General features: G+C 66.0%; 17 protein-coding genes. 8 read left to right on the forward strand and 9 right to left on the reverse strand.

Annotated elements, in window-relative coordinates:
• Nucleotide 1 precedes the first annotated feature (1 nt).
• The 7 genes from DH08_RS05970 (at nt 2) to DH08_RS06000 (ending at nt 12,247) form a co-directional block, all read left to right on the forward strand.
• Nucleotides 2–2,566, forward strand: coding sequence for a sensor histidine kinase (locus DH08_RS05970; protein WP_192178341.1), 2,565 nt, complete (start codon nt 2–4; stop codon nt 2,564–2,566).
• A gap of 8 nt (nt 2,567–2,574) precedes the next feature.
• Nucleotides 2,575–4,080, forward strand: a complete 1,506-nt coding sequence (tsaE, locus tag DH08_RS05975; RefSeq protein ID WP_192178342.1) for a tRNA (adenosine(37)-N6)-threonylcarbamoyltransferase complex ATPase subunit type 1 TsaE — start codon at nt 2,575–2,577, stop codon at nt 4,078–4,080.
• Nucleotides 4,077–4,805 (forward strand): nucleotidyltransferase family protein, encoded by a 729-nt coding sequence (locus tag DH08_RS05980; RefSeq protein WP_345892352.1) that lies wholly within the window; start codon nt 4,077–4,079, stop codon nt 4,803–4,805. Before tsaE ends, DH08_RS05980 begins: the two co-directional genes overlap by 4 nt.
• Nucleotides 4,802–7,921, forward strand: coding sequence for a double-strand break repair protein AddB (gene addB / locus DH08_RS05985; protein WP_192178343.1), 3,120 nt, complete (start codon nt 4,802–4,804; stop codon nt 7,919–7,921). Before DH08_RS05980 ends, addB begins: the two co-directional genes overlap by 4 nt.
• On the forward strand, nt 7,918–11,436 hold the full coding sequence (gene addA / locus DH08_RS05990; RefSeq protein ID WP_192178344.1) for a double-strand break repair helicase AddA: 3,519 nt from the start codon (nt 7,918–7,920) through the stop codon (nt 11,434–11,436). Before addB ends, addA begins: the two co-directional genes overlap by 4 nt.
• A gap of 73 nt (nt 11,437–11,509) precedes the next feature.
• Entirely contained in the window at nt 11,510–11,833 is a 324-nt protein-coding gene (trxA, locus tag DH08_RS05995; protein WP_006201263.1) for a thioredoxin, read from the forward strand.
• A gap of 132 nt (nt 11,834–11,965) precedes the next feature.
• Nucleotides 11,966–12,247, forward strand: coding sequence for a cupin domain-containing protein (locus DH08_RS06000; RefSeq protein ID WP_140606681.1), 282 nt, complete (start codon nt 11,966–11,968; stop codon nt 12,245–12,247).
• Nucleotides 12,248–12,268: 21 nt separating this feature from the next.
• On the opposite strand, the gene DH08_RS06005 is transcribed toward DH08_RS06000, so the two are convergent.
• The 6 genes from DH08_RS06005 to DH08_RS06030 form a co-directional block, all read right to left on the reverse strand.
• A complete protein-coding gene (locus DH08_RS06005; RefSeq protein WP_192178345.1) occupies nt 12,269–12,688 on the reverse strand; it encodes a VOC family protein in 420 nt (139 codons plus the stop codon).
• A 30-nt stretch (nt 12,689–12,718) separates the two neighbouring features.
• Nucleotides 12,719–14,044: a bifunctional folylpolyglutamate synthase/dihydrofolate synthase gene (locus DH08_RS06010; protein WP_192178346.1), complete on the reverse strand. Its 1,326-nt coding sequence runs from the start codon at nt 14,042–14,044 to the stop codon at nt 12,719–12,721.
• A gap of 62 nt (nt 14,045–14,106) precedes the next feature.
• The gene (gene accD, locus DH08_RS06015) at nt 14,107–15,033 is read right to left on the reverse strand and encodes an acetyl-CoA carboxylase, carboxyltransferase subunit beta (protein ID WP_192178347.1); all 927 of its coding nucleotides are present in this window, start codon (nt 15,031–15,033) and stop codon (nt 14,107–14,109) included.
• A 36-nt stretch (nt 15,034–15,069) separates the two neighbouring features.
• Complete coding sequence (gene trpA, locus DH08_RS06020) at nt 15,070–15,909, reverse strand: tryptophan synthase subunit alpha (protein WP_192178348.1); 840 nt, start codon at nt 15,907–15,909, stop codon at nt 15,070–15,072.
• A gap of 2 nt (nt 15,910–15,911) precedes the next feature.
• Nucleotides 15,912–17,132 (reverse strand): tryptophan synthase subunit beta, encoded by a 1,221-nt coding sequence (gene trpB, locus DH08_RS06025; RefSeq protein WP_192178349.1) that lies wholly within the window; start codon nt 17,130–17,132, stop codon nt 15,912–15,914.
• A gap of 88 nt (nt 17,133–17,220) precedes the next feature.
• Nucleotides 17,221–17,880 carry a phosphoribosylanthranilate isomerase gene (locus tag DH08_RS06030; protein WP_192178384.1) on the reverse strand — a complete coding sequence of 220 codons (660 nt, stop codon included), beginning with the start codon at nt 17,878–17,880 and terminating at the stop codon, nt 17,221–17,223.
• Between the two features lie 43 nt (nt 17,881–17,923).
• Between DH08_RS06030 and DH08_RS06035 the strand changes: the two genes are divergently transcribed.
• On the forward strand, nt 17,924–18,211 hold the full coding sequence (locus DH08_RS06035; RefSeq protein WP_246800695.1) for a hypothetical protein: 288 nt from the start codon (nt 17,924–17,926) through the stop codon (nt 18,209–18,211).
• Nucleotides 18,212–18,238: 27 nt separating this feature from the next.
• Here the strand turns inward: DH08_RS06035 and DH08_RS06040 are convergent, their stop codons facing one another.
• The 3 genes from DH08_RS06040 to DH08_RS06050 all read right to left on the reverse strand — a co-directional run bounded on the left by DH08_RS06040 (nt 18,239) and on the right by DH08_RS06050 (nt 20,855).
• The gene (locus DH08_RS06040; protein ID WP_192178350.1) at nt 18,239–18,997 is read right to left on the reverse strand and encodes a M48 family metallopeptidase; all 759 of its coding nucleotides are present in this window, start codon (nt 18,995–18,997) and stop codon (nt 18,239–18,241) included.
• A gap of 119 nt (nt 18,998–19,116) precedes the next feature.
• Nucleotides 19,117–19,596 (reverse strand): DUF2852 domain-containing protein, encoded by a 480-nt coding sequence (locus DH08_RS06045; protein WP_192178351.1) that lies wholly within the window; start codon nt 19,594–19,596, stop codon nt 19,117–19,119.
• A 116-nt stretch (nt 19,597–19,712) separates the two neighbouring features.
• Nucleotides 19,713–20,855: a benzoate/H(+) symporter BenE family transporter gene (locus DH08_RS06050; protein WP_192178352.1), complete on the reverse strand. Its 1,143-nt coding sequence runs from the start codon at nt 20,853–20,855 to the stop codon at nt 19,713–19,715.
• Nucleotide 20,856 lies beyond the last annotated feature (1 nt).

The following is a 20,856-nucleotide window of genomic DNA, read 5'->3' on the forward strand; positions in this document are numbered from 1 at the left end:
CATGCCGGGGGAAAACCCGCGTCAGGCGGGACAGGCCGTTTCCGGCGGCCATGACGATTCGACAAGGACCGGCCCCGCCGTTGCGGGCGGGCGTCTTTCATCGCGTGCCGGAGCCCGCATCGGGACATTTCTTGCCACCTCGGTGCTTTCCGGTCCGCTGCTTGTGTTTGCCGCGCATGCCGAACCCGACGTCGCGCAAAAGGCCGGACTGGGGGTCAGCGCGGTCGAGGTCATGCAAATGGCCATGTTTGCCGGCGTCATGGGCGCGGCACTCGTCTCGGCGATCTTCCTGATCCGCGAAAGAGCCCGCACCTCGGCGCAGAATGCCGAACTCAGGACCCGCATAGCAGACGTCAACGCGGCGCTGCAGCGCTCCGAGGCGCTGCTCAACCTGCGCGACCAGCGCGTGGTCGTCTGGGCCTCGGAGAACAAGAAGCCCGAGCTTCTCGGAACCTTGCCGGTGGAGAGCGGCGCGCCCGAGGACCGGGCAGCCTTCCTCGCCTTCGGTCGCTGGCTGATGCCGCGTTCGGCGGCGGCGCTCGAACACGCGATCACCGCCTTGCGCGAAAAGGCAAAGGCCTTCGATCTCGTCATCGAATCGCAGGCCGGCGTGCCGCTCGAAGTCTATGGCCGCAAGAGCGCGGCGCATGTGCTGGTGCGTTTCGTCTCGCTGTCGGAAACGCTGCGCAGCCAGGCAAGGCTCAAGATCGAGAACCAGCGGCTCGGCGCCGACTACGACACCATGCTCGGCCTGCTCGACGCACTGAAGATGCCGGCATGGCTGCGCGCGGCCGACGGGCGGCTGAAATGGGTCAACCGCGCCTATGCCGAAGCGGTCGAGGCGCCGAACGCCGAAACCGCGGTTCGCGAGGCCAAGGAATTCCTCGGCGGCCAGGCGCGCGACACGATCGCCGAACAGCACAAATCGCGCCTGGTCTTCGAACAGACGCTGTCGACGGTGATCGAGGGCGACCGTCGTGTGTTCGCGGTGACCGATTTCGCCGGCACCGACGGCTCGGCCGGGCTTGCCTGCGACACCAGCGCCACCGAAACCATCCGCGGCGAATATGAGCGCACGGTCCGAAGCCACGCCGACACGCTCGACCAGCTCAATACGGCGGTTGCGATCTTCGACACCGACGAGAAGCTGCGCTTCTTCAACCAGGCCTTCCAGAAGCTGTGGAATCTCGACAGCGGCTTCCTGCACAGCGCCCCGGACAATGCCCTGTTGCTCGACCGGCTGCGCAGCGAAGGCAAGATCGCCGAGCAGCCCGAGTGGCGGCGCTGGAAGGAGGGCCTGCTCAGCGCCTACCGCGCGGTCGAATCGCAGGAGCACTGGTGGCATCTGCCTGACGGCAAGACGATCCGCGTGGTCGCCAACCCGCAGCCCAAGGGCGGCGTGACCTGGGTATTCGAGAACCTGACCGAGAAGATGGACCTCGAAAGCCGCTACCAGACGGCGGTGCGGGTCCAGGGCGAGACGCTGGACAACCTTGCCGAAGGTGTTGCTGTGTTCGGACCCGACGGGCGGCTTCGCCTCTCCAACCCGGCCTTCGTCGCGCTGTGGGGGCTGAGCCAGGACGTGGTCAAGCCCAACGTCCATGTCCAGGCGATCCGCGACCTCTGCGACCAGCGCGCCGCGGACAGCCCGTGGGGCGGGTTCGTCGCCGCAATCACCGGCTTCGACGACGAGCGCCGCGACCGCCATGGCCAGACCGAACTCACCAACGGCACCGTGTTGCGCTATGCCGTCATCCATTTGCCCAACGGGCAGGTGATGATGACCTTCGTCGACGTCACCGACAGCGTCAATGTCGAGCGGGCGCTGAAGGACAAGAACGAGGCGCTGGAGAAATCCGACCAGCTGAAGAACGATTTCGTGCAGCACGTTTCCTACGAGCTGCGCTCGCCACTGACCAACATCATCGGCTTCACCGAGCTTCTGTCGCTGCCGGCGACCGGTCCGCTGACGCCGAAGCAGCGCGAATATGTCGAGCATGTCGGCTCGTCCTCTTCGGTGCTGCTCACCATCGTCAACGACATACTCGACCTGGCGACGGTCGACGCCGGCATCATGCAGCTCGACATTTCCGAAGTCAGCGTCGAGCGGACCATCGCGGCAGCATCCGAACTGGTCGCCGAGCGGCTGGAGGAGCATTCGATCAAGCTCAAAGTCGATGCGGCGGCGGCGCCGAAAAGCTTCCACGGCGACGAAACCCGCATCCGCCAGATCCTCTATAATCTCCTGAGCAACGCCGCGAACTACGCGCCGGAGGCAAGCACGGTGACGCTTGCCTGCCGGCAGCTGGCCGAGGGTGTGGAATTCTCCGTCCACGACGACGGCCCCGGCATGCCGCCGGACGTGCTCGATTCAGTATTCCGCCGCTTCGAGCCGAGGACCAATGGCGGACGCCGGCGCGGCGCCGGGCTTGGCCTGTCGATCGTCAAGAGCTTCGTCGAATTGCATGGCGGCAGTGTCCGCATCCAGACCGGCAGAGACAGCGGCACCACGGTCATCTGCACCTTCCCCGACGCGCCTTCGGGCATTCGCGCCGCGGCCGAGTAGCGCGCTTCATGGCAGGGCTGGAGCGTTTTCTCGCCGACGAGGCCGCGACCGCAAGGCTCGGCGAGGATCTCGCCATGGCGCTGCGCCCCGGCGATGTGCTGGCGCTGAAGGGTGATCTCGGCGCCGGCAAGTCGACGCTGGCACGGGCGCTGATCAGGGCGCTGGCCGACGATACGGCCCTCGACGTGCCGAGCCCAACCTTCACGCTGGTGCAGAGCTACGACACGCGCGTGCCCGTGCATCATTTCGATCTCTACCGTCTGTCTTCGGCGTCCGAGCTCGACGAACTCGGCTTCGAAGACGCGCTGGCGCAAGGGGCAGCACTGGTCGAGTGGCCGGAGCGGGCCGAAACCCGGATGCCGGCAGGCACGCTCTGGATCGAACTCGTTCATCAGGACGAGGGCCGTCGGGCAAGCCTATCGGGGCAAGGTGCTGCCTTCGATCGCGCGGCGCGGTCGCTGGCGATGCGCGATTTTCTCGACTCGGCCGGATGGGATGAGGCGAGCCGCCGCCATTTCGTCGGCGACGCTTCGGCCCGCTCCTATGAGATCGTCTCGCGCGCCGGCTTTCCGCCACGCGTGCTGATGAATTCGCCGCGGCTGGTGCTGGGCCCGCCGGTGCGTGACGGCAAGCCCTATGCCATGATCGCCCATTCCGCGCAATCCGTTACGGCCTTCGTCGCCATCGACAAGGCGTTGCTGGCCGCCGGCGTCTGCGTGCCGGAAATCCATGCCGAGGATCTCGACCAGGGTTTTTTGCTGCTCGAGCATCTAGGCCCGGAAGGGTTTCTGGGCAGCGACGGCGAGCCGGTGGCCGAGCGCTACGCGGCGGCGGCCGAACTGCTGGCGATGATGCACGGCAAGGCCTGGCCCGAGCGGATGCAGGCAGCGCCCGGGATCTTCCACGACGTGCCGCCTTTCGATCGTGAAGCCATGCTGATCGAGGCCGAGCTGCTGGTCGACTGGTATGTGCCGATGGTTACCGGCGGTCCGGCCAGCGATGCTTTGCGGGCCGGCTACGCCCGGGAATGGAACGCGGTTCTCGACCGGCTCGCGGCCAGCGAATACACGCTGATGCTGCGCGACTTCCATTCGCCCAACATCATCTGGCGCGGCGAGCGCTCCAGCCACGACCGCCTCGGCATCGTCGACATTCAGGACGCGCTGATCGGGCCCGCCGCCTATGACGTTGCCTCGCTCGCCATGGATGCCCGCGTCACGATATCGCCCGAGATCGAGAAGCGAACCGTCGATGCGTATGTCGTGGCGCGCCACGCGGCCGGCGCGTTCGACGAAGCAGCGTTCAAGGAGGCCTATGCCATCATGGCGGCGCAGCGCAATTCGAAGATCCTCGGCATTTTCGTGCGGCTCGAGAAGCGCGACGGCAAGCCATTCTACCTCAAGCACCTGCCGCGCATCCGCGACTATCTGCGGCGGGCACTGGCGCATCCGGCGCTCGCCGGGTTACACGCCTTCTATGTTGCCCATGGCCTGCTGGAAGAACGACCGCTGTGACCGCTAACCCCAAGACTGCGATGGTGCTTGCCGCTGGGCTCGGCAAGCGCATGCGGCCGATCACCGACACGATGCCGAAGCCGCTTGTGAAAATCGCCGGCAAGACGCTGCTCGACTGGGGGCTGGACAGTCTGGCCATGGCCGGCGTCGAGACGGCTATCGTCAACGTCCATTATCTTCCCGAGCAGATCGTCGCCCATGTCGCCGACAGGCGGGCACCGAAAATCGTCATCTCCGACGAGAGCGCTGCCCTACTCGACTCGGCCGGCGGCATCGTCAAGGCGTTGCCGGATCTGGGCAAGGATGCCTTTTACATCATCAACGCCGACACGTTCTGGATCGACAGCGGCCAGCCCAGCCTCGAGCGCCTTTCCCTTGCATGGGACGCCTCGAGAATGGATATTCTGCTGATGCTTACCGATCTCGACTCAGCGACCGGACACTGCGTCGGTACGGATTTCCTGATGGCGCCGGACGGCGCGTTGCGGCGCTCGAAGGGCGATCCGGCCGGGGTAATCTATGCCGGGGCGGCGATCATGCATCCGCGCATCTTCAAGGACGCACCGGCGAAGCCGCACTCGCTCAACGCCTATTTCGATACGGCCATTGCCGCTGGCCGCCTGTTCGGCATGCAGATGCGAGGGCACTGGATCACCGTCGGCACGCCCGATGCCATTCCGCTGGCGGAAGCGGCGGTCGCCGGCGCCCTCACCGAGTCGCAATGAGCGGCTCGCGCCGCGTCTTCTCGATCCCATCAGGAGCGCCGTTTCTGCCGACGCTGGCGGAGGCCCTGCTGGCCGGCCGGCTGGTTCCCGGTTTCCGCTTCGACGGCGACCCGCTGGCGCTGGCCGACGTCACCATCTATGTGCCGACCCGCCGTGCCGCACGGGCGCTGCGCGGCGCCTTTGTCGACCATCTGGGCGGCCGCTCGGCGATCCTGCCGGTGGTGCGCCCGCTCGGCGAGTTCGACGAGGACGAGGCCGCGTTCGATGCCGAGGCAGCTTCGGCCATCGATCTGGCGCCGCCAATCGCGGCGCAGGAGCGCCTGCTCTTGCTGGCGCCGCTGGTGCGGCTGTGGAAGAGCCATCTGCCGGCGGCGGTCGCTGCCCGTTTCAACGAGGAGATCGTCATCCCGGCCTCGGCCGCCGATGCGATCTGGCTGGCGCGCGACCTTGCCCGGCTGATGGACGAGATCGAGACCGAGGGTACGGACTGGGCCAAGCTCGCAGGTCTGGTGACCGGCAATCTCGCCGGCTGGTGGCAGGTGACGCTGGATTTTCTCGGCATCGTCACCGACAACTGGCCGAAGCTGCTGGACGAGCGGCATCGCTCGAACCCGGCCGCGCATCGCAGCGCGCTGATCCGGCTGGAGGCGGCGCGGCTGAAACGCAATCCACCGGCCGGCCCGGTGATCGCCGCCGGCTCGACCGGCTCGATCCCGGCGACGGCCGAACTGCTGGCCGCGATCGCCGGCCTGCCCAATGGCGCCGTCGTGCTGCCCGGCCTCGGCAGCAGGCTGGACGAGGCGTCCTTCGCCGCACTTTCGACGCCCGGCGCGCGCCCGGCTCTGCTTGGCCACCCGCAATACGGCCTGGCCAAGCTGATCAGCGGCATCGGCGTGCTCAGGGCCGATGTCGAGGAGATCGCCGCCGCAGACCGGCCGCTGGCGCTGCGCGCGGCCCTGGTCGGCGAGGCGCTGCGGCCGGCCGAGACCACCGAACTGTGGACCGAGACACGGCTTGCCTTCCAAGCCGGGGATATCGCCGAGGCCCTGGCCGACGTGATTTTGGTGGAAGCCGGCAGCGAACGCGATGAGGCGGTGGCGATCGCGGTGGCGCTCAAACGCGCCGTCGATCAGCCCGGCCAGCGCGCAGCCCTCGTCACCGGCGATCGTGCGCTGGCGCGGCGCGTGTCGGCGGAGCTCAAGCGCTTCGGCGTCATCGCCGACGATTCCGGCGGCACGCCTTTAGCCAACACGCCAGCCGCCAGCCTGCTGAGACTGGCGCTGCAAGCCGTGTTCCGGCCCGGCGATCCGGTTGGCCTGTTGTCGCTACTCAAGCACCCGCTGCTCAGCCTTAGCCTGGAACGCACAAGCGTGCGCCACGCGGCGGAGATCGTCGAACTGGTGGCGTTGCGCGGCGGTACCGGCCGTCCCGACGCGGCGACGCTCGCAGACCTTTTCGAGGCTCGGCTCTCGGGCCTTGGCGACAGCCGACCGCCCTTCTGGTTCTCACGCCTGACGGTACGCGGCATCGATAATGCGCGGGACGTGCTTGCCCGCCTCGTGGCGGCACTCTCCCCGCTCCTCGCTTTTCGCGACGAAGCCGATGCCGATCTCGCCGCGCTGACGCGGGCGAGCATTATCGCGCTCGAAAACCTCGGCCGGGCAGTGGATGGTAGCCTTGTCGACCTCTATGCCGGCGACGCCGGCGAAAAGCTTGCCGAACTGTTGCGCGGCCTGGTCGCGGCATCGGCGCCGTTCTCCTTCGCGGCCGTCGAATGGCCGGACGTGATGGAGGCGATGATCGCGCCGGAAACGGTCAAGCCGGCGCAAGGCACCGACCGCAGCATCGCCATCTGGGGCGCACTGGAAGCACGCTTGCAAAGCGTCGACACGCTGGTCATCGGCGGGCTCAATGAAGGCGTGTGGCCGCGCAAGCCGGAAAGCGACCGCTTCATGTCGCGGCTGATGAAGACCGGCATCGACCTCGAGCCGCCGGAACGGCGCATCGGCCTAGCCGCGCATGATTTCCAGATGGCGATGGGGGCGAGAAAGGTCGTGCTGACGCGCTCCGCCCGTTCCGGCGACGCACCGGCGGTGCCGTCGCGCTGGCTGCAGCGCCTGCTCACCTTCATCGGCAAGGAGCATGCGGCAGCGCCGTTGCGCCGCGGCGACGAATTGCTGGCCTGGGCACGGGCGCTCGACGCCGGCGAAAAACAGGATTTTGCGCCAAGGCCGCAGCCGAGGCCGCCGGTCGGCGTCCGGCCGCAGCACTTCTCGGTCACCGAGATCGAGACGCTGCGCCGCGACCCCTATGCGATCTACGCCAGGAGGATCCTCGGCCTGATGCCGCTCGATCCGGTGATCCGCGATCCGGGTGCTGCCGAGCGCGGAACGCTGTTTCACGCCATCCTGCATCTATTCTCGCGCCGTGTGCTGGACCCGCGCGAGCCCGGCGCCCTCGCTGGCTTGATCGAAGCCGGCCGCATCTGCTTTGCCGAGGCGGCGCTGCCGCCCGATGTCGAGGCGGTGTGGTGGCCGCGCTTCGAAAAGCTTGCTGCCAACATCATCGAATGGGAGCACGGCCGCGCCGAGGCCGTGGCAAGGCGCCATGCCGAGGAGCGGGCTGAAAAGACCACGGTCGGCCGCACCGGCGTGACGCTGTCCGGCTATGCCGACCGCGTCGACCTGCTGGCCGGCGGCATGGCCGACATTCTCGACTACAAGACCGGCTCCTCGCCCTCCAAAGCGCAGGCGCACACGCTGTTGGCGCCGCAGCTGGCGCTGGAAGGCGCGCTGCTCAGGCGCGGCGCCTTCAGGGATCTTGGCGGCCGCGAGCCATCGCAGCTCGCCTTCGTCAGGCTGAAGCCTAATGGCGATGTGTTCGAGGAATCGATCCTCGAATACAACCGCAAGCCGAGGACCGCCGCCGACCTCGCCGAAGAGGCCTGGGCGCGGCTGGAAAAGCTGCTCTTCCACTATGCCGACCCGACGACCGGCTATCTGTCGCGCGCTCTGCCTTTCCGCGAGGGCGAGGCGGACGGCGATTACGACCATCTCGCCCGCGTGCTCGAATGGTCGGCCGGCGGCGACAGCGACGACGAGGCGGGGGAGGCATGAAGAAGGCCTACCCGATCCCGAGCGACACCGCCGCCAGCCAGGCGCGCGCCTCCGATCCGCTGAATTCGGCCTGGGTCTCGGCCAATGCCGGCTCCGGCAAGACCCATGTGCTGGCGCAGCGCGTCATCCGGCTTCTGTTGCGCGGCACCGACCCGTCGAAGATCCTCTGCCTGACCTATACGCGCGCCGCCGCCGCCAACATGTCGAACCGGGTGTTCTCGACGCTTTCCGAATGGACGTCGCTCGGCGACGCGGAACTGGCGGCACGGATCGAAGCGCTGGACGGCCGTCGGGCCGATCGCGACACGATGCGCCGGGCACGGCGGCTGTTCGCCGAGGCGCTGGAAACGCCGGGCGGGCTGAAGATCCAGACCATCCACGCCTTCTGCGAATCGGTGCTGCACCAGTTTCCGCTGGAAGCCAACATTCCCGCGCATTTCGAAATGCTCGACCCGCAGATGGAGGCGTCGCTTTTCGCCACCGCCCGCCGCGACATGATCTCGGGCACGAGCGCCGGCGACGCTGGATTGGCAGAGGCTTTTGCCACGGTGCTGGAGCGCGGCGGCGAAGCCGGTCTCGACGCGCTGCTAGCCGAGATCGTGCACAAGCGCGATGGCCTACGCGCCTTCATCGGCGCGCTTGGCCGTGACGGGCGGGGCTTCCAGCCGCTGTTCGACGAATTCCGGTTCCGCGCCGGCGAAACGGCCGAAGGCATAGCCGCCGCCGTCTGGCCGCTGCCGGGCTTCCTGCCCGATTATTTTGCCGGCTTCGCCCAGGCTGCCGAGGCTACCGACGCCCGCACGGTGCTGAACAATTTGCTGCCCTATGCGCGTGCCGCCTTCGCCGAGAAGGATCCGAATCGCCGGCTGCAGATGCTCGGCAAGGCCTTCCTCAAAGCGGACGGCGACCCCTACGATCCGCAGAAGGCGTTCAAGAAGGCGCTGCTCGACCGGCTGCCCGACCTTCCAGAACGCTATCTGGCGGCCGTCAATGCCATAATCGAGGTTTCGGACAGGTTGGCGCTATTCCGGATGCTGGAAGGCACGTGTGCCGCGCTGACGATCGCCGGCTGGCTGATCGCGCGCTACGAGCAGCTGAAACGCGGCCGCGGCTTCCTCGATTTCAACGATCTCATCACCCGCACGGTCAGCCTGCTGGCGCGACCCGACGCCGGGCCCTGGGTGCAATACAAGCTCGACCAGGGCATCGACCACATCCTGCTCGACGAGGCGCAGGACACCAGCCCCGACCAGTGGGAGGTGGTGAAGCGGCTGACGGAAGAATTCTTTGCCGGGCTCGGCCAACGCGAGACCGTGCAGCGGACGGTGTTTGCCGTCGGCGACGAAAAGCAGTCGATCTATTCCTTCCAGGGCGCCGCCCCGGACTCCTTTGCCGACAGCCGGCTTTTGTTTGCCGGACGCGTGCGCGACGCGGACGCTTCGTTTGCCGATCTCAAGCTGACCTGGTCGTTCCGCTCGACCGACGACGTGCTGGCCGCCGTCGACCGTGTCTTCGCCGAACCGGGCGTGCGGCGCGGCATCAGCCACGACCCCGACCCGCTGAACCACAAGGCGATCCGCACCGATGCGCCGGGCTATGTCGAGGTCTGGCCGTCGATCGGCGCCGATGCGGTCGAGGAACCCGACGACTGGACCTTGCCGGTCAACCATGCCAGCGCGCCGGCGGTGCGCGTCGCCGAGCATGTGGCGGCGACCATCCAGGCCTGGCTCAGGGACGGCGAGATCATCGAAGGCAAGGGACGGAAGCTGACGGCCGGCGACATACTGGTGCTGGTGCGCAAGCGCGACCGCTTTGTTCATGCGCTGTCGCGCAGCCTGAAGAACCGGCAGATCCCGGTCGCCGGCGCCGACCGACTGAGCCTGCCAGGCCATATCGCGGTCAAGGACCTGATCGCGCTCGGGCATTTTCTGATCCAGCCGGAAGACGACCTGTCGCTGGCCGCCGTGCTGCGCAGTCCGATCTTCGACGTTTCCGAGGAGCGGCTTTTTGCGTTGGCAAGCGGGCGGCCATCGGGAAAGTCGCTGATCGGATCGCTCAGACAGCACGCCGGCGAAGACGCCGCGCTGGCCGCCATCGTTAGCCGGCTCGATGCCTGGTCGGACGAAGCGGCGTTCAAGCCGGTGTTCGAATTCTATGCCGCGGCACTCGCCCGCGACGGGCTGCGCAAGAGGATGATCGCGCGGCTCGGACCGGAAGCCGGCGATATCATCGACGAATTCCTGAGCTTCTGCCTCGCCGAGGAGCGGACCGGCCTGCCCGGTCTGGAAGCCTTCCTGGCGACGCTGGAAAGCACCGGCCCCGAGATCAAGCGCGAGATGGACCAGACCCGCGACGAGGTGCGCGTCATGACGGTGCACGCCGCCAAGGGCCTGGAGGCGCCAATTGTCTTCCTGGTCGATGGCGGCTCGGCGCCGTTCAGCGACCAGCATCTGCCGAGGCTGATGCCGTTCAATAGTTCGGGCGAGCATTTTGCCGGCAAGGGCTATCTCTGGCGCTCGGCCAGCGACGTCGCCAACGGCTTTTCCAAGACCGCAGCCGCCCGCGCGCGCGCACTCGCCGACGACGAGTACCGCCGGCTGCTCTATGTCGGCATGACCCGCGCCGAGGACCGGCTGATCGTCTGCGGCTATCACGGCAAGCGCGCGCCAAGCACCGGCACCTGGCATTCGATCGTCAGCCGCGCGCTGGTCGGCGCGCCGGAAAGCACTGAGCGCAAGCATCCCGCCACCGGCGAGCCCGTACACCGCTATCACATGACCAAGTTGCCGTCGGTGGCGCTTGCGGCGAGTGGAGAGAACAGGCCGACGCAGCAGTTCGCGCCCTTGCCCGAGAGCCTGTTCCGGCCGCTGCCGCCTTACGAGGACCTGCCGCGGCCGCTGTCGCCGTCCGGCGCTTCGGCACTGATCGACGAGGGGAAGGAAACGGTGGCCGACACGCGCTCGCCGGTGCTGGATGCGGAGGCGGAGCCCGGTTTCGCTGTTATGCGCGGGCTGGCGCTGCACAAACTGCTGCAAATGCTGCCCGGCATCGCGGAGAGCGAACGCCGGGATGCGGCCGAGCGTTATCTGGCGCGCGCCGGCGCCGAATGGCCCGCGGCCGAGCGTGGCAGGGCGCTCGCCTCGGTGTTCTCGATCCTCGCCGGCCCGCGCTTCGCACCGCTATTCGGTTCGTCATCGCGCGCCGAGGTTTCGATCATGGGCAGCCTCGAGGTGAAGGGCAGGAAACGCTCCATCTCCGGCAAGATCGACCGCCTGGCGGTGACTTCGGGCAGGGTGTCGATCGTCGACTACAAGACCAACCGGCCGGCGCCGGCGACGATTGCCGGGGTGCCGCCGGCCTATGTGCTGCAACTCGCGCTCTATCGGGCGCTGCTTCAGCCGCTTTATCCCGGCCATGAGATCTCGGCAGCACTGCTGTTTACCGAGGCTCCCCGCGTGATCGAACTGCCGTCGGCGGTCATGGACGATGCCCTTGCTCGACTCACGGGAGCGTGACACAAGAACTGCTTGAAGAAGGGCGCGACAACCACCACATTTGGTGCAACCGAATTTTCGAAAGGATTTCCGCATGGCCACCGTCAAGGTCGACAAGAGCAATTTCGAGGCCGATGTGCTCAACGCCAAGGAGCCGGTCGTGGTTGATTTCTGGGCCGAATGGTGTGGCCCGTGCAAGATGATCGCGCCGGCGCTCGAAGAGATCGCCACCGAACTCGGCAGCAAGGTCAAGATCGCCAAGCTGAACATCGACGAGAACCCGGAACTGGCGGCGCAGTTCGGTGTTCGCTCGATCCCGACGCTGATGATCTTCAAGGGTGGCGAACGCGCCGACATCAAGGTGGGTGCCGCGCCGAAGACCGCCCTGTCGCACTGGATCAACGGCAACCTCGCCTGAGCCAATCAAAGTGTTTGAAGGATAAGCCCGGCCATCGCGCCGGGCTTTTTCTTTGGCGTCATCGCTCAACGTGCTCTGGCCCTCGCGCTACGGTCTTCCATGTCTTCTGCTTGAAAAGGACAGGAGAACCCCATGACCGGATCCGCCAAGGCCACCGTCTTCATCGACAATGAGCGCGTCATCGTCACCGAGTACCGCTTCCAGCCGGGCGACAACACCGGCTGGCACCGCCATGGCCACGACTATGTCGTCGTGCCGCTGATGGACGGCAAGGTGAAGTTGTTGACCAAGGACGGCGAATCCTTCGCCGAGATGAAGAAGGGGGCGCCCTATTTCCGCAAGGAAGGCGTCGAGCACGACGTGATCAACGCCAATGAGGGCGAATACGCCTTCATCGAGATCGAGCTGAAGTAAATCTCTCTCGCGGCCCAGCGATCACCAGTCGGCGATGCGATCGCCGCCGGTGAATTGCGCGCTTTTTTCGGTATATTCTAACAGCTCTATCTTCACGCCGTTGGGGTCGCGGATCCAGGCCTGCCAGGTATCGTCGCAGGCGTGTTTCTTGGCAGTAACCTCAACGCCTTTTGACCTGATGTGGGCGATCGCCGCGTCGATGTTTTCCACTTCAAGGCATAAATGGTTGATCTGATTCAGCTCGCTGTAGCTGGCCTCGTCTTTCTGGAACACCTCGACATGGCTGCGGCCGCCGCAATTGAGGTAGAAGCCGAAAACCGTGCCGTCGCGCAGGAAATTGAACTGGGTGTCCATGCCAAGCACGTCCCGGTAGAAGCTTCGCGTCGCTTCCAGATCATGCGCGAAAATGCAGGCGTGAGCGAGCTGCTTTACCTTGATCATCACTGGCTCCTTGCGGTGGTCGCCGTGCGCTCAGGCTGGCGGCGTGCCGTTCTCGGCCAACACGGCGCCGGCTAGGTACAATGAACCGCCGATCAGGATGCGCGGCGGCGGACCGTCCCATGTGTCGCGCAGCAGCATCAGGGCGCTGGCGACGGAGCTGACCGGCTCGGCCGACAGGCCGGCCTCGACGGCGCGGATGGCCAGCTCGTCATTCGGCACGCCGGCATCGCTCATGCTCACCGGCACCGTGTAGACATGGCGGGCGAGGCCCTTGAAGGCGCGGAAATAGCCGCTCTGGTCCTTGGTGTTGATCATGCCGGAGATCAGGAACAGCGGCCGCGGGTTCTTGTCCTCCTGCTCGGCCAGCGCCTCGGCGACGACGATGCCGGCGCCGGGATTGTGTCCGCCGTCGAGCCAGATGTCGGCGCCCTTCGGCGCAAGCTCGGCCAGACGGCCCTGCGCCAGCTTTTGCATGCGGCCCGGCCAGGCGACACTGGTCATCGCCTTCTCGGCGGCGCGGTGGCTGATCTCGAAGCCCGCCGCCTTGACCGCGGCGATCGCCGCGGCGGCATTGGCGAACTGGTGACGCCCCGGCAGGCGCGGCGGCGGCAGGTCCATCAAGCCGTCCTCGTCCTGGTAGACCATGCGGCCGTTTTCCTCGTAGGCGAGGAAATCCTGGCCGTAGACGAAGGTCGGGCAATCGAGCCGCTCGGCGGTTTCGATCAGCACCTGCAGTGCCGTTTCGGTTTCCTGCGCGCCGATGACAACCGGGCAGCCGGGCTTGATGATGCCAGCCTTTTCGGCGGCGATCAGCTCGACACGGTCGCCGAGATAGGCCTCGTGGTCGAGCGAGACCGGCATGATCACCGACACCGCCGGCCTGGCCACGACATTGGTAGCGTCGAAGCGGCCACCGAGGCCGACCTCGATGATGGCGGCGGCGGCAGGATGTTCGGAAAACAGGATGAAGGTGACGGCGGTAAGGATCTCGAAGACGGTGATCTTCTTGCCTGCATTGGCCTTGGCGACGCGGGCGATGGCCTCGGCGAAAACCTCGTCGTCGACCAGCCTGCCGCCGCCATCGGCCGCGAGACGGTAGCGCTCGTGCCAGTTCACCAGATGCGGGGAAGTGTGCACATGGACCAGATGCCCGGCGGCTTCGAGCAGCGCCCGCGAGAAGGCTGCGCATGAGCCCTTGCCGTTGGTGCCGGCGATGTGGATGACCGGCGGCAGCCGGTCCTGCGGGTTGCCCAACCGTTCGAGCAGCCGCGAAATGCGGTCGAGCGAAAGGTCGAAGCCTTTCGGGTGAAGCGCCATCAGGGCTTCGATTTCGCGGTCGGCGGCAAGCGTGGTCATAAAAGAATCCTAAGCGTGCGCGGAGTCTCGCGCAATCGCGGTTCGCGGCTAAGAATGTCGCGTCAGGCCTGCGGCCGTGCTTCCGGCTGGGCAAGCGCCGGCGGCAGGATCTCCGGCTCCAGCGGCTTCTGCTCTTCCGGCATCTTGAGCAGCATCTTCAACAGCCGCGAAATCGTCTGGCGCAATTCGAGCCTCGACACCACCATGTCGACCATGCCGTGCTCCATCAGATACTCGGCGCGCTGGAAGCCGTCGGGCAGTTTTTCGCGGATGGTCTGCTCGATGACGCGCGGGCCGGCAAAGCCGATCAGCGCGCCGGGCTCGGCGATGTGGACATCGCCCAGCATGGCGTAGGAAGCGGTGACGCCGCCGGTGGTCGGGTTGGTGAGCACGACGATGTAGGGAAGGCCGGCTTCCTTCAGCCGGTCGACACCGACCGTGGTGCGCGGCAACTGCATCAGCGAGAGAATGCCTTCCTGCATGCGGGCGCCGCCGGAGGCAGCGAACAGGATCAGCGGCCGCTTGCGCTGCAGGGCAACCTCGAAGGCGTGCACGATGGCGTCACCGGCGGCCATGCCGAGCGAGCCGCCCATGAAGGCGAAATCCTGCACCGTGACCACCACCGGCAGGCCATCGATGGTGCCCAGCGCATTGACGATGGCGTCCTCCAGCCCGGTCTTGGCCTTGGCGTCCTTCAGCCGGTCGGTGTAGCGCTTCTCGTCCCTAAACTTCAGCGGGTCCTGCACGACCTTGGGGTTTTCGAGCGTCTCATATCTGCCGTCGTCGAAGAAATATTTCAGCCGCTCCTTGGCCGAGATCTTCATGTGGTGGCCGGAGGACGGGATGACGAACTGGTTCTGCTCCAGGTCCTTGTGGAACACCATCTCGCCGGTCTCGGGATCCTTGATCCAGAGGTTTTCGGGCATGTCGGTACGACGGCCGAGCATCGAATTGATTTTCGGGCGGACGTAATTGGTGATCCAGTTCATCGCTTCGGCTCCTGTCCTGACGAAGAGGTAGGAAGATTATTCGGCGGCAGCAAGGCGGGCCGAGCGCACGCCTTGCGACAGCCCGCTGACCAAAGTGGCAACCGCTTCGGCCGGATCGGCGGTCTTTTCGCCCTTGGGTCCGAGTACACTGGCCACCGCATTGACGATCGCGGTGCCGACGACGACGCCGTCGGCATTGGCACCGATAATGCGCGCCTGCTCGGCGGTCTTGACGCCGAAGCCGACGCAGACCGGCAGGTCGGTATGGCCCTTGATGCGCCTGACGGCCGCCGCCACCTTGCCGGTGTCGGCCAAAGCCGAGCCGGTGATGCCGGTCATCGAGACATAGTAGACGAAGCCGGAGGTGTTCTGCAGCACCTTGGGCAGACGCTTGTCGTCGGTGGTCGGCGTCGCCAGGCGGATGAAGTTGATCCCGGCCTTGAGCGCCGGGATGCAGAGCTCCTCGTCCATCTCCGGCGGCAGGTCGACGACGATCAGCCCGTCGATGCCGCTGGCGATCGCGTCCTTGAGGAAGCGGTCGACGCCGTAGATGTAGATCGGGTTGTAATAGCCCATCAAAACGATCGGCGTTTCATTGTCGCCGGCGCGGAACTCGGCCGCCATCTGCAGCGTCTTGACCAGCGTCTGGCCGCCTTTCAGCGCGCGCAGGCCCGCCGCCTGGATCGCCGGGCCATCGGCCATCGGATCGGAAAACGGCATGCCCATTTCGATGATGTCGGCGCCCGCCTTGGGCAAGGCCCTCATGATCGACAAAGCGGTGACATAGTCCGGGTCGCCGCTCATGAAATAGGTGACTAAAGCCGGGCGGCCTTCGGCATTCAGTTTCGCCATGCGGCGGTCGATGCGGGTGGTCATGATCAGATCTCCATGCCCAGCATCGAGGCCACCGTGTGCACGTCCTTGTCGCCGCGGCCGGACAGGTTGACGATGACGATCTGGTCCTTGTCCATGGCCGGCACGATCTTGACCGCATGCGCGATGGCATGGGCCGATTCCAGCGCCGGGATGATGCCTTCGACGCGCGTCGTCAGCTGGAACGCTTCCAGCGCCTCGTCGTCGAGGATCGGCACATATTCGACGCGGCCGCTGTCGCGCAGCCAGGAATGCTCCGGGCCGACGCCCGGATAGTCGAGGCCGGCCGAGATGGAGTGGCCGTCCATGATCTGGCCGTCGGCATTCTGCAGGAGATAGGTGCGGTTGCCATGCAGCACGCCGGGCGCGCCGGCATTCATCGAGGCGCAATGCTCGATGCCGTCGAGGCCGCGGCCGCCGGCTTCGATGCCGATGATGCGGACCTGCCTGTCGTCGAGGAAGGGATGGAACATGCCGATGGCGTTCGAACCTCCGCCAACACAGGCGATGATGGTGTCGGGCAGCCGGCCTTCCTGTTCGAGGATCTGGGCGCGCGCTTCGGAACCGATCACCGACTGGAAGTCGCGGACCAATTCCGGATAGGGATGCGGACCGGCGGCGGTGCCGATCAGGTAATAGGTGTCCTCGACATTGGTCACCCAATCACGAAGCGCTTCGTTCATGGCGTCCTTCAGCGTGCCGTGGCCGGCGGTCACCGGCCTGACTTCGGCGCCGAGCAGCTTCATGCGGAAGACATTGGGGCTTTGGCGGGCGACGTCGGTGGCGCCCATATAGACGACGCACGGATAGCCGAAGCGGGCCGCGACCGTGGCCGAGGCGACACCATGCTGGCCGGCGCCGGTCTCGGCGATGATGCGCTTCTTGCCCATGCGCTTGGCGAGCAGGATCTGGCCGAGGCAGTTGTTGATCTTGTGCGAACCGGTGTGGTTCAGGTCTTCGCGCTTGAAGTAGACCCTGGCGCCGCCGAGATGTTTCGTCAGGCCTTCGGCGAAATAAAGTTTTGACGGCCGCCCGGCATAGTGGGTCGACAGGTTCTGCAGCTCGGCTTTGAAATCGGGATCGTTCTTGACCTCGTTCCAGTGCCGCTCCAGGTCGAGGATCAGCGGCATCAGCGTCTCGGCGACGAAACGGCCGCCAAAGATGCCGAACATGCCCTGCTCGTCGGGTCCGGTGCGGAAGGAATTGGGTGTCGCCGGCTTGTCCATCGCCGATCTCCTGCATCTGGTCTTGAGCATGTCCTTGGCGGAAAACCGGTTCCCACTTTTCCGGGACATGCTTTGGTTTAGAGCACGCTCAGGCGGCGCGGTTGTCGCGCGCGGCCCTGACGGCCCGGAAAAATTGCTCGATCAGCGCCGGATCCTTGACACCCGGCGCGCTTTCCACGCCCGACGAAATGTCTATTCCGGGCGGATTGGCAAGCTGGAGGGCATCGCCGATATTGGCGGCGTTGAGCCCACCGGAAAGCATGTAATCGACGCCGGCGTCAAGGCCGGCCAGAATGCGCCAGTCGAAGGCGATGCCGTTGCCACCCGGCAATTCCGAACCTTTCGGCGGCTTGGCATCGAACAGGAAGCGGTCGGCGATGCCTATGAAGGGCTTTGTCCGCTCGATATCCGCGGCCTCGCTGACCGACAGGGCCTTCATGACCGGCAGGCCATAACGGGCCTTGACCCCGGCCACCCGCTCAGGCGTCTCCGAGCCGTGAAGCTGCAGCATGTCGGGGTGCATTTTTTCGACGATCTCATCCAGGAACGCATCGCCTGCATCGACCGTCACGGCGACCGCGCTGGCCTTGCCGATTGCTACCTGGCGCAGGCGCCCGGCTTCTTCGGGCGCGACGTAGCGCGGGCTCTTGGCGAAGAAGATGAAGCCGACATGGCTGGCACCGCCGGCGAGCGCCGCGGCCAATGCGTCATCGGTCTTCAACCCGCATATCTTGATGTCGAGCGCCATGGCGCGGGATTGGCACGAAACAGCATAAGAGTCGAGAAAAAGCATGCTGTTTGCCGCCGGGGCGGAAAGCACTACCTTTCAATTAGGGAAACACAGGCGGGAGCAGATAGTCATGACTGACCAGAGCGTTGCCCAACTCAGGCAAAAGATCGCGCAGGCCCACGAAGTGATCGCGCATCTGATGGACAAGGCAGCCTTCAACGGCGCCGAGGCGCACCGCGCGCTCGACTATTTCGGCGGCGACGCCTTCGAGCGGAATTTCCTGCCGTGGCCGCGCCAGGGCGATGAGGGCTTGCGGCCGGAGGAGTTGAACGCGGCGAATGACGATTGAGCGGCTGGCGAGGCCGACCCGGACGCCCTAGTCGAACACGATCGCCTGCAGGGCGCCGCCATTGCGCTTAAGCCAGTCCTTGCAGCGCTCGGTGTCGGGGCACAGTTGCTCGCACAATTTCCAGAATTTCGGGCCGTGGTTCATCTCCTTGAGATGCGCCACTTCATGCGCGACCAGGTAGTTTATGACCGGCGCGGGCGCCATCATGATGCGCCAGGAGAAGGACAGATTGCCGTCGGAGGTGCAGGAGCCCCAGCGGCTCGACGTATCCTTGAAGCGGATCGCCTTGGCGCGTTTGCCGATCGCCGCGCTGTGCTTGGCCACCAGACGCTCGATCTCGCGCTTGGCCTCGCGCTTGAGGAAATCGGCGATGCGGCGCGGCAGGTGCACGCGCTCGCCATGCACGATCAGCAGCGGGCCGCGCTCGTCGCGCGACACGGTGACGGTGCCGCGTTTCGCAGGCTCATGGACGATGCGGTGCGCCACGCCGCGCACCGGGATCTTGATGCCGGGCCGCACCTGCGGCCGTGTCGGCACCTTGGCCAGCCGCTGCTCCAGCCAGTCCTGGTGACGGTCGAGGAATTTCTCGACCTCGCCGCGCCGCAGGCCCGGCGGCACGGTGATGCGCAGGCCCTGACCGCCGGAATCGATGCGTAGCGTCAGCCGGCGAGCCCTGGCGCTCTCGACGATCTTGAGCGGCAGCGTACGGCCGGCGACGCTATGCTCGCGCTCGACGACGGGCGAGGGCTTGGGCTTGGTCAGGTTGCGGAAGAAGCCGAAAGACATGGCTGGACGATACGCGATTCGAGGAAAACGGCCAGTGGAGCGAAGCTGAAAAGAGAACAAAAAAGAAACGGCGCCGCTTGCGCGACGCCGTTTGTCATGCCGAGACCTGTCGCGCGGCCTCAGTCGTCAAGCAGGTTCGAACCCTTGCCACGCTTGGTGGTCGCCGACTTGCTCGACTCAGTCGTCGTCGGAGCAGTCGACTTGTTGCGGTTCGCCATGAACCGGTCGAACTCGTCCTGGTCCTTGGCGCGGCGCAGTTCGCGAGCATAGTCGTCGAATTCGGTCAGCATCTCGTCGAGCTTGCGGCGCTCTTCGGCAAGGCGCTCAAGCTCCTTTTCGCGCCAGTCGTCGAAAGCGACGTTGCCGGTGCGGGCGGAGCCGTGGCCCCAGCGCGCGGCCTTGTCGGAACCGCGGCGGCAGCCGGCGAAGATGCCGTCCGTAGCGCGGTTGACGTCGCGCTTGAAGCCGTCGAGCCGGTCGCCCCAGATGATGTAGGCGAGCATGGCGAAGCCGAGCGGCCAGAACACCATGAAGCCGATCACCATCAACGCGATGGTCGCCGGCGTCCAGGCCGGGCGGATCAATGCAGTCGTGTTCATTTTCTCCCAGTCCTTCCGTTGGAGACAGCCAGATCGGCTGCGTGGAATCGAAATGGGATGGGGAAAACGGCTATTCAAGACAGATCCGGCCAAAACCGGACAAAGGGCTGAAATGATTATTTCTTTTTGAGCATTTCGAGGAAAAGCACGGCTAGGCCGGCAACCAGGCCCCAGAATGCGGCGCCGACGCCGAACAGCGTCAGCCCGGAAGCGGTGACGGCGAAGGTGACGGTGGCGGCCATGCGCTCGCCCTCTTCCTTCAAGGCTATCGACAGCGCGTTGGCCAAAGGCGCCATCAGCGCCAGGCCGGCGACCAGCACGATCAGGCTCTGCGGCAGGACAGCGAAGATCGCCACCAGCGAGGCGCCGAAGATGGCAAAGATGAGATAAGCCAGTGCATAGAAGGGACCGGTCTTCCAGCGCTCGGCCGGGTCGGGGTGGACATCCGGCCCGGTGCAGATCGCCGCCGAGATCGCCGCCAGATTGGTGGTCGAGGCGCCGAATGGCGCCGACAGCAGCGAGAACAGGCCGGTGACGCCGATCAGCGGGCCAGGCTCGGGATGGTAACCGGCGGCCCTCAGCACGGCGAGGCCGGACAGGTTCTGCGAGGCCATGGTGACGAGGTAGAGCGGCAGAGCCAGCCCGATGATCGATGCGGTGCTGAAATGTGGCGCAATCAGCGTCAGGGTCGACAGTTCCGGCGTCGGCAGGCCGCCGACGCGGCCGGTGAGGAAGGCCGCGAAGCCGCCGCCGATCAGCACCGCGAGAACCGACAGCGCCGGGTTGAACAGGCGGATGACGAAAAATGCCCCGATCAGCGGCAGGATCAGCCAGGGGTCGGCGGGAATGGTCTTGACCGCGCCGGTGGCGAAGCTGACGAGGATGCCGGCCAGCATGCCGGAAGCGACCGAGGCCGGTATCCTGGCGATCAGCTGGGTCAGCGGCTTGAACAGGCCGGTGGCGATCAACAGGATGGCGGTGACGATGAAGGCGCCCACCGCATCATTTACCGTAAAGCCGCTCGATGCCGCGATCAGCGCCAGGCCCGGCGTCGACCAGGCGGTGATGACGGGCATTTTCGTGCGCCAGGACAGCCACAGGCACTCGATGGCCATCGCCAGGCACAGTGCGGTGACCCAGCTCGCGGTCTCGACCTGGGTGGCGCCGACCGCCTTGGCGGCGGCGATGACCACGGCCAGCGTGCCGCCAAAGCCGACGATTGCCGCGACGAAGGCGGATATCGGGATGGAAATGCGCATG

Origin of the sequence: Mesorhizobium amorphae, assembly GCF_014843845.1 — a bacterium.
Taxonomy (GTDB): domain Bacteria; phylum Pseudomonadota; class Alphaproteobacteria; order Rhizobiales; family Rhizobiaceae; genus Mesorhizobium; species Mesorhizobium amorphae_A.

Excerpts from the sequence above, each read along its gene's own strand:
- DH08_RS06040 (WP_192178350.1), bottom strand. The coding sequence starts at position 18,997 with ATGTCTTTCGGCTTCTTCCGCAACCTGACCAAGCCCAAGCCCTCGCCC.
- DH08_RS06030 (WP_192178384.1), bottom strand. The coding sequence starts at position 17,880 with ATGGCGCTCGACATCAAGATATGCGGGTTGAAGACCGATGACGCATTG.
- accD (WP_192178347.1), bottom strand. The coding sequence starts at position 15,033 with ATGAACTGGATCACCAATTACGTCCGCCCGAAAATCAATTCGATGCTC.
- trpA (WP_192178348.1), bottom strand. The coding sequence starts at position 15,909 with ATGACCACCCGCATCGACCGCCGCATGGCGAAACTGAATGCCGAAGGC.
- addA (WP_192178344.1), top strand. The coding sequence starts at position 7,918 with ATGAAGAAGGCCTACCCGATCCCGAGCGACACCGCCGCCAGCCAGGCG.
- trpB (WP_192178349.1), bottom strand. The coding sequence starts at position 17,132 with ATGGACAAGCCGGCGACACCCAATTCCTTCCGCACCGGACCCGACGAG.
- tsaE (WP_192178342.1), top strand. The coding sequence starts at position 2,575 with ATGGCAGGGCTGGAGCGTTTTCTCGCCGACGAGGCCGCGACCGCAAGG.
- DH08_RS05970 (WP_192178341.1), top strand. The coding sequence starts at position 2 with ATGCCGGGGGAAAACCCGCGTCAGGCGGGACAGGCCGTTTCCGGCGGC.
- addB (WP_192178343.1), top strand. The coding sequence starts at position 4,802 with ATGAGCGGCTCGCGCCGCGTCTTCTCGATCCCATCAGGAGCGCCGTTT.
- trxA (WP_006201263.1), top strand. The coding sequence starts at position 11,510 with ATGGCCACCGTCAAGGTCGACAAGAGCAATTTCGAGGCCGATGTGCTC.
- DH08_RS06000 (WP_140606681.1), top strand. The coding sequence starts at position 11,966 with ATGACCGGATCCGCCAAGGCCACCGTCTTCATCGACAATGAGCGCGTC.
- DH08_RS06010 (WP_192178346.1), bottom strand. The coding sequence starts at position 14,044 with ATGACCACGCTTGCCGCCGACCGCGAAATCGAAGCCCTGATGGCGCTT.
- DH08_RS06005 (WP_192178345.1), bottom strand. The coding sequence starts at position 12,688 with ATGATCAAGGTAAAGCAGCTCGCTCACGCCTGCATTTTCGCGCATGAT.
- DH08_RS06050 (WP_192178352.1), bottom strand. The coding sequence starts at position 20,855 with ATGCGCATTTCCATCCCGATATCCGCCTTCGTCGCGGCAATCGTCGGC.
- DH08_RS06035 (WP_246800695.1), top strand. The coding sequence starts at position 17,924 with ATGCTGTTTGCCGCCGGGGCGGAAAGCACTACCTTTCAATTAGGGAAA.
- DH08_RS06045 (WP_192178351.1), bottom strand. The coding sequence starts at position 19,596 with ATGAACACGACTGCATTGATCCGCCCGGCCTGGACGCCGGCGACCATC.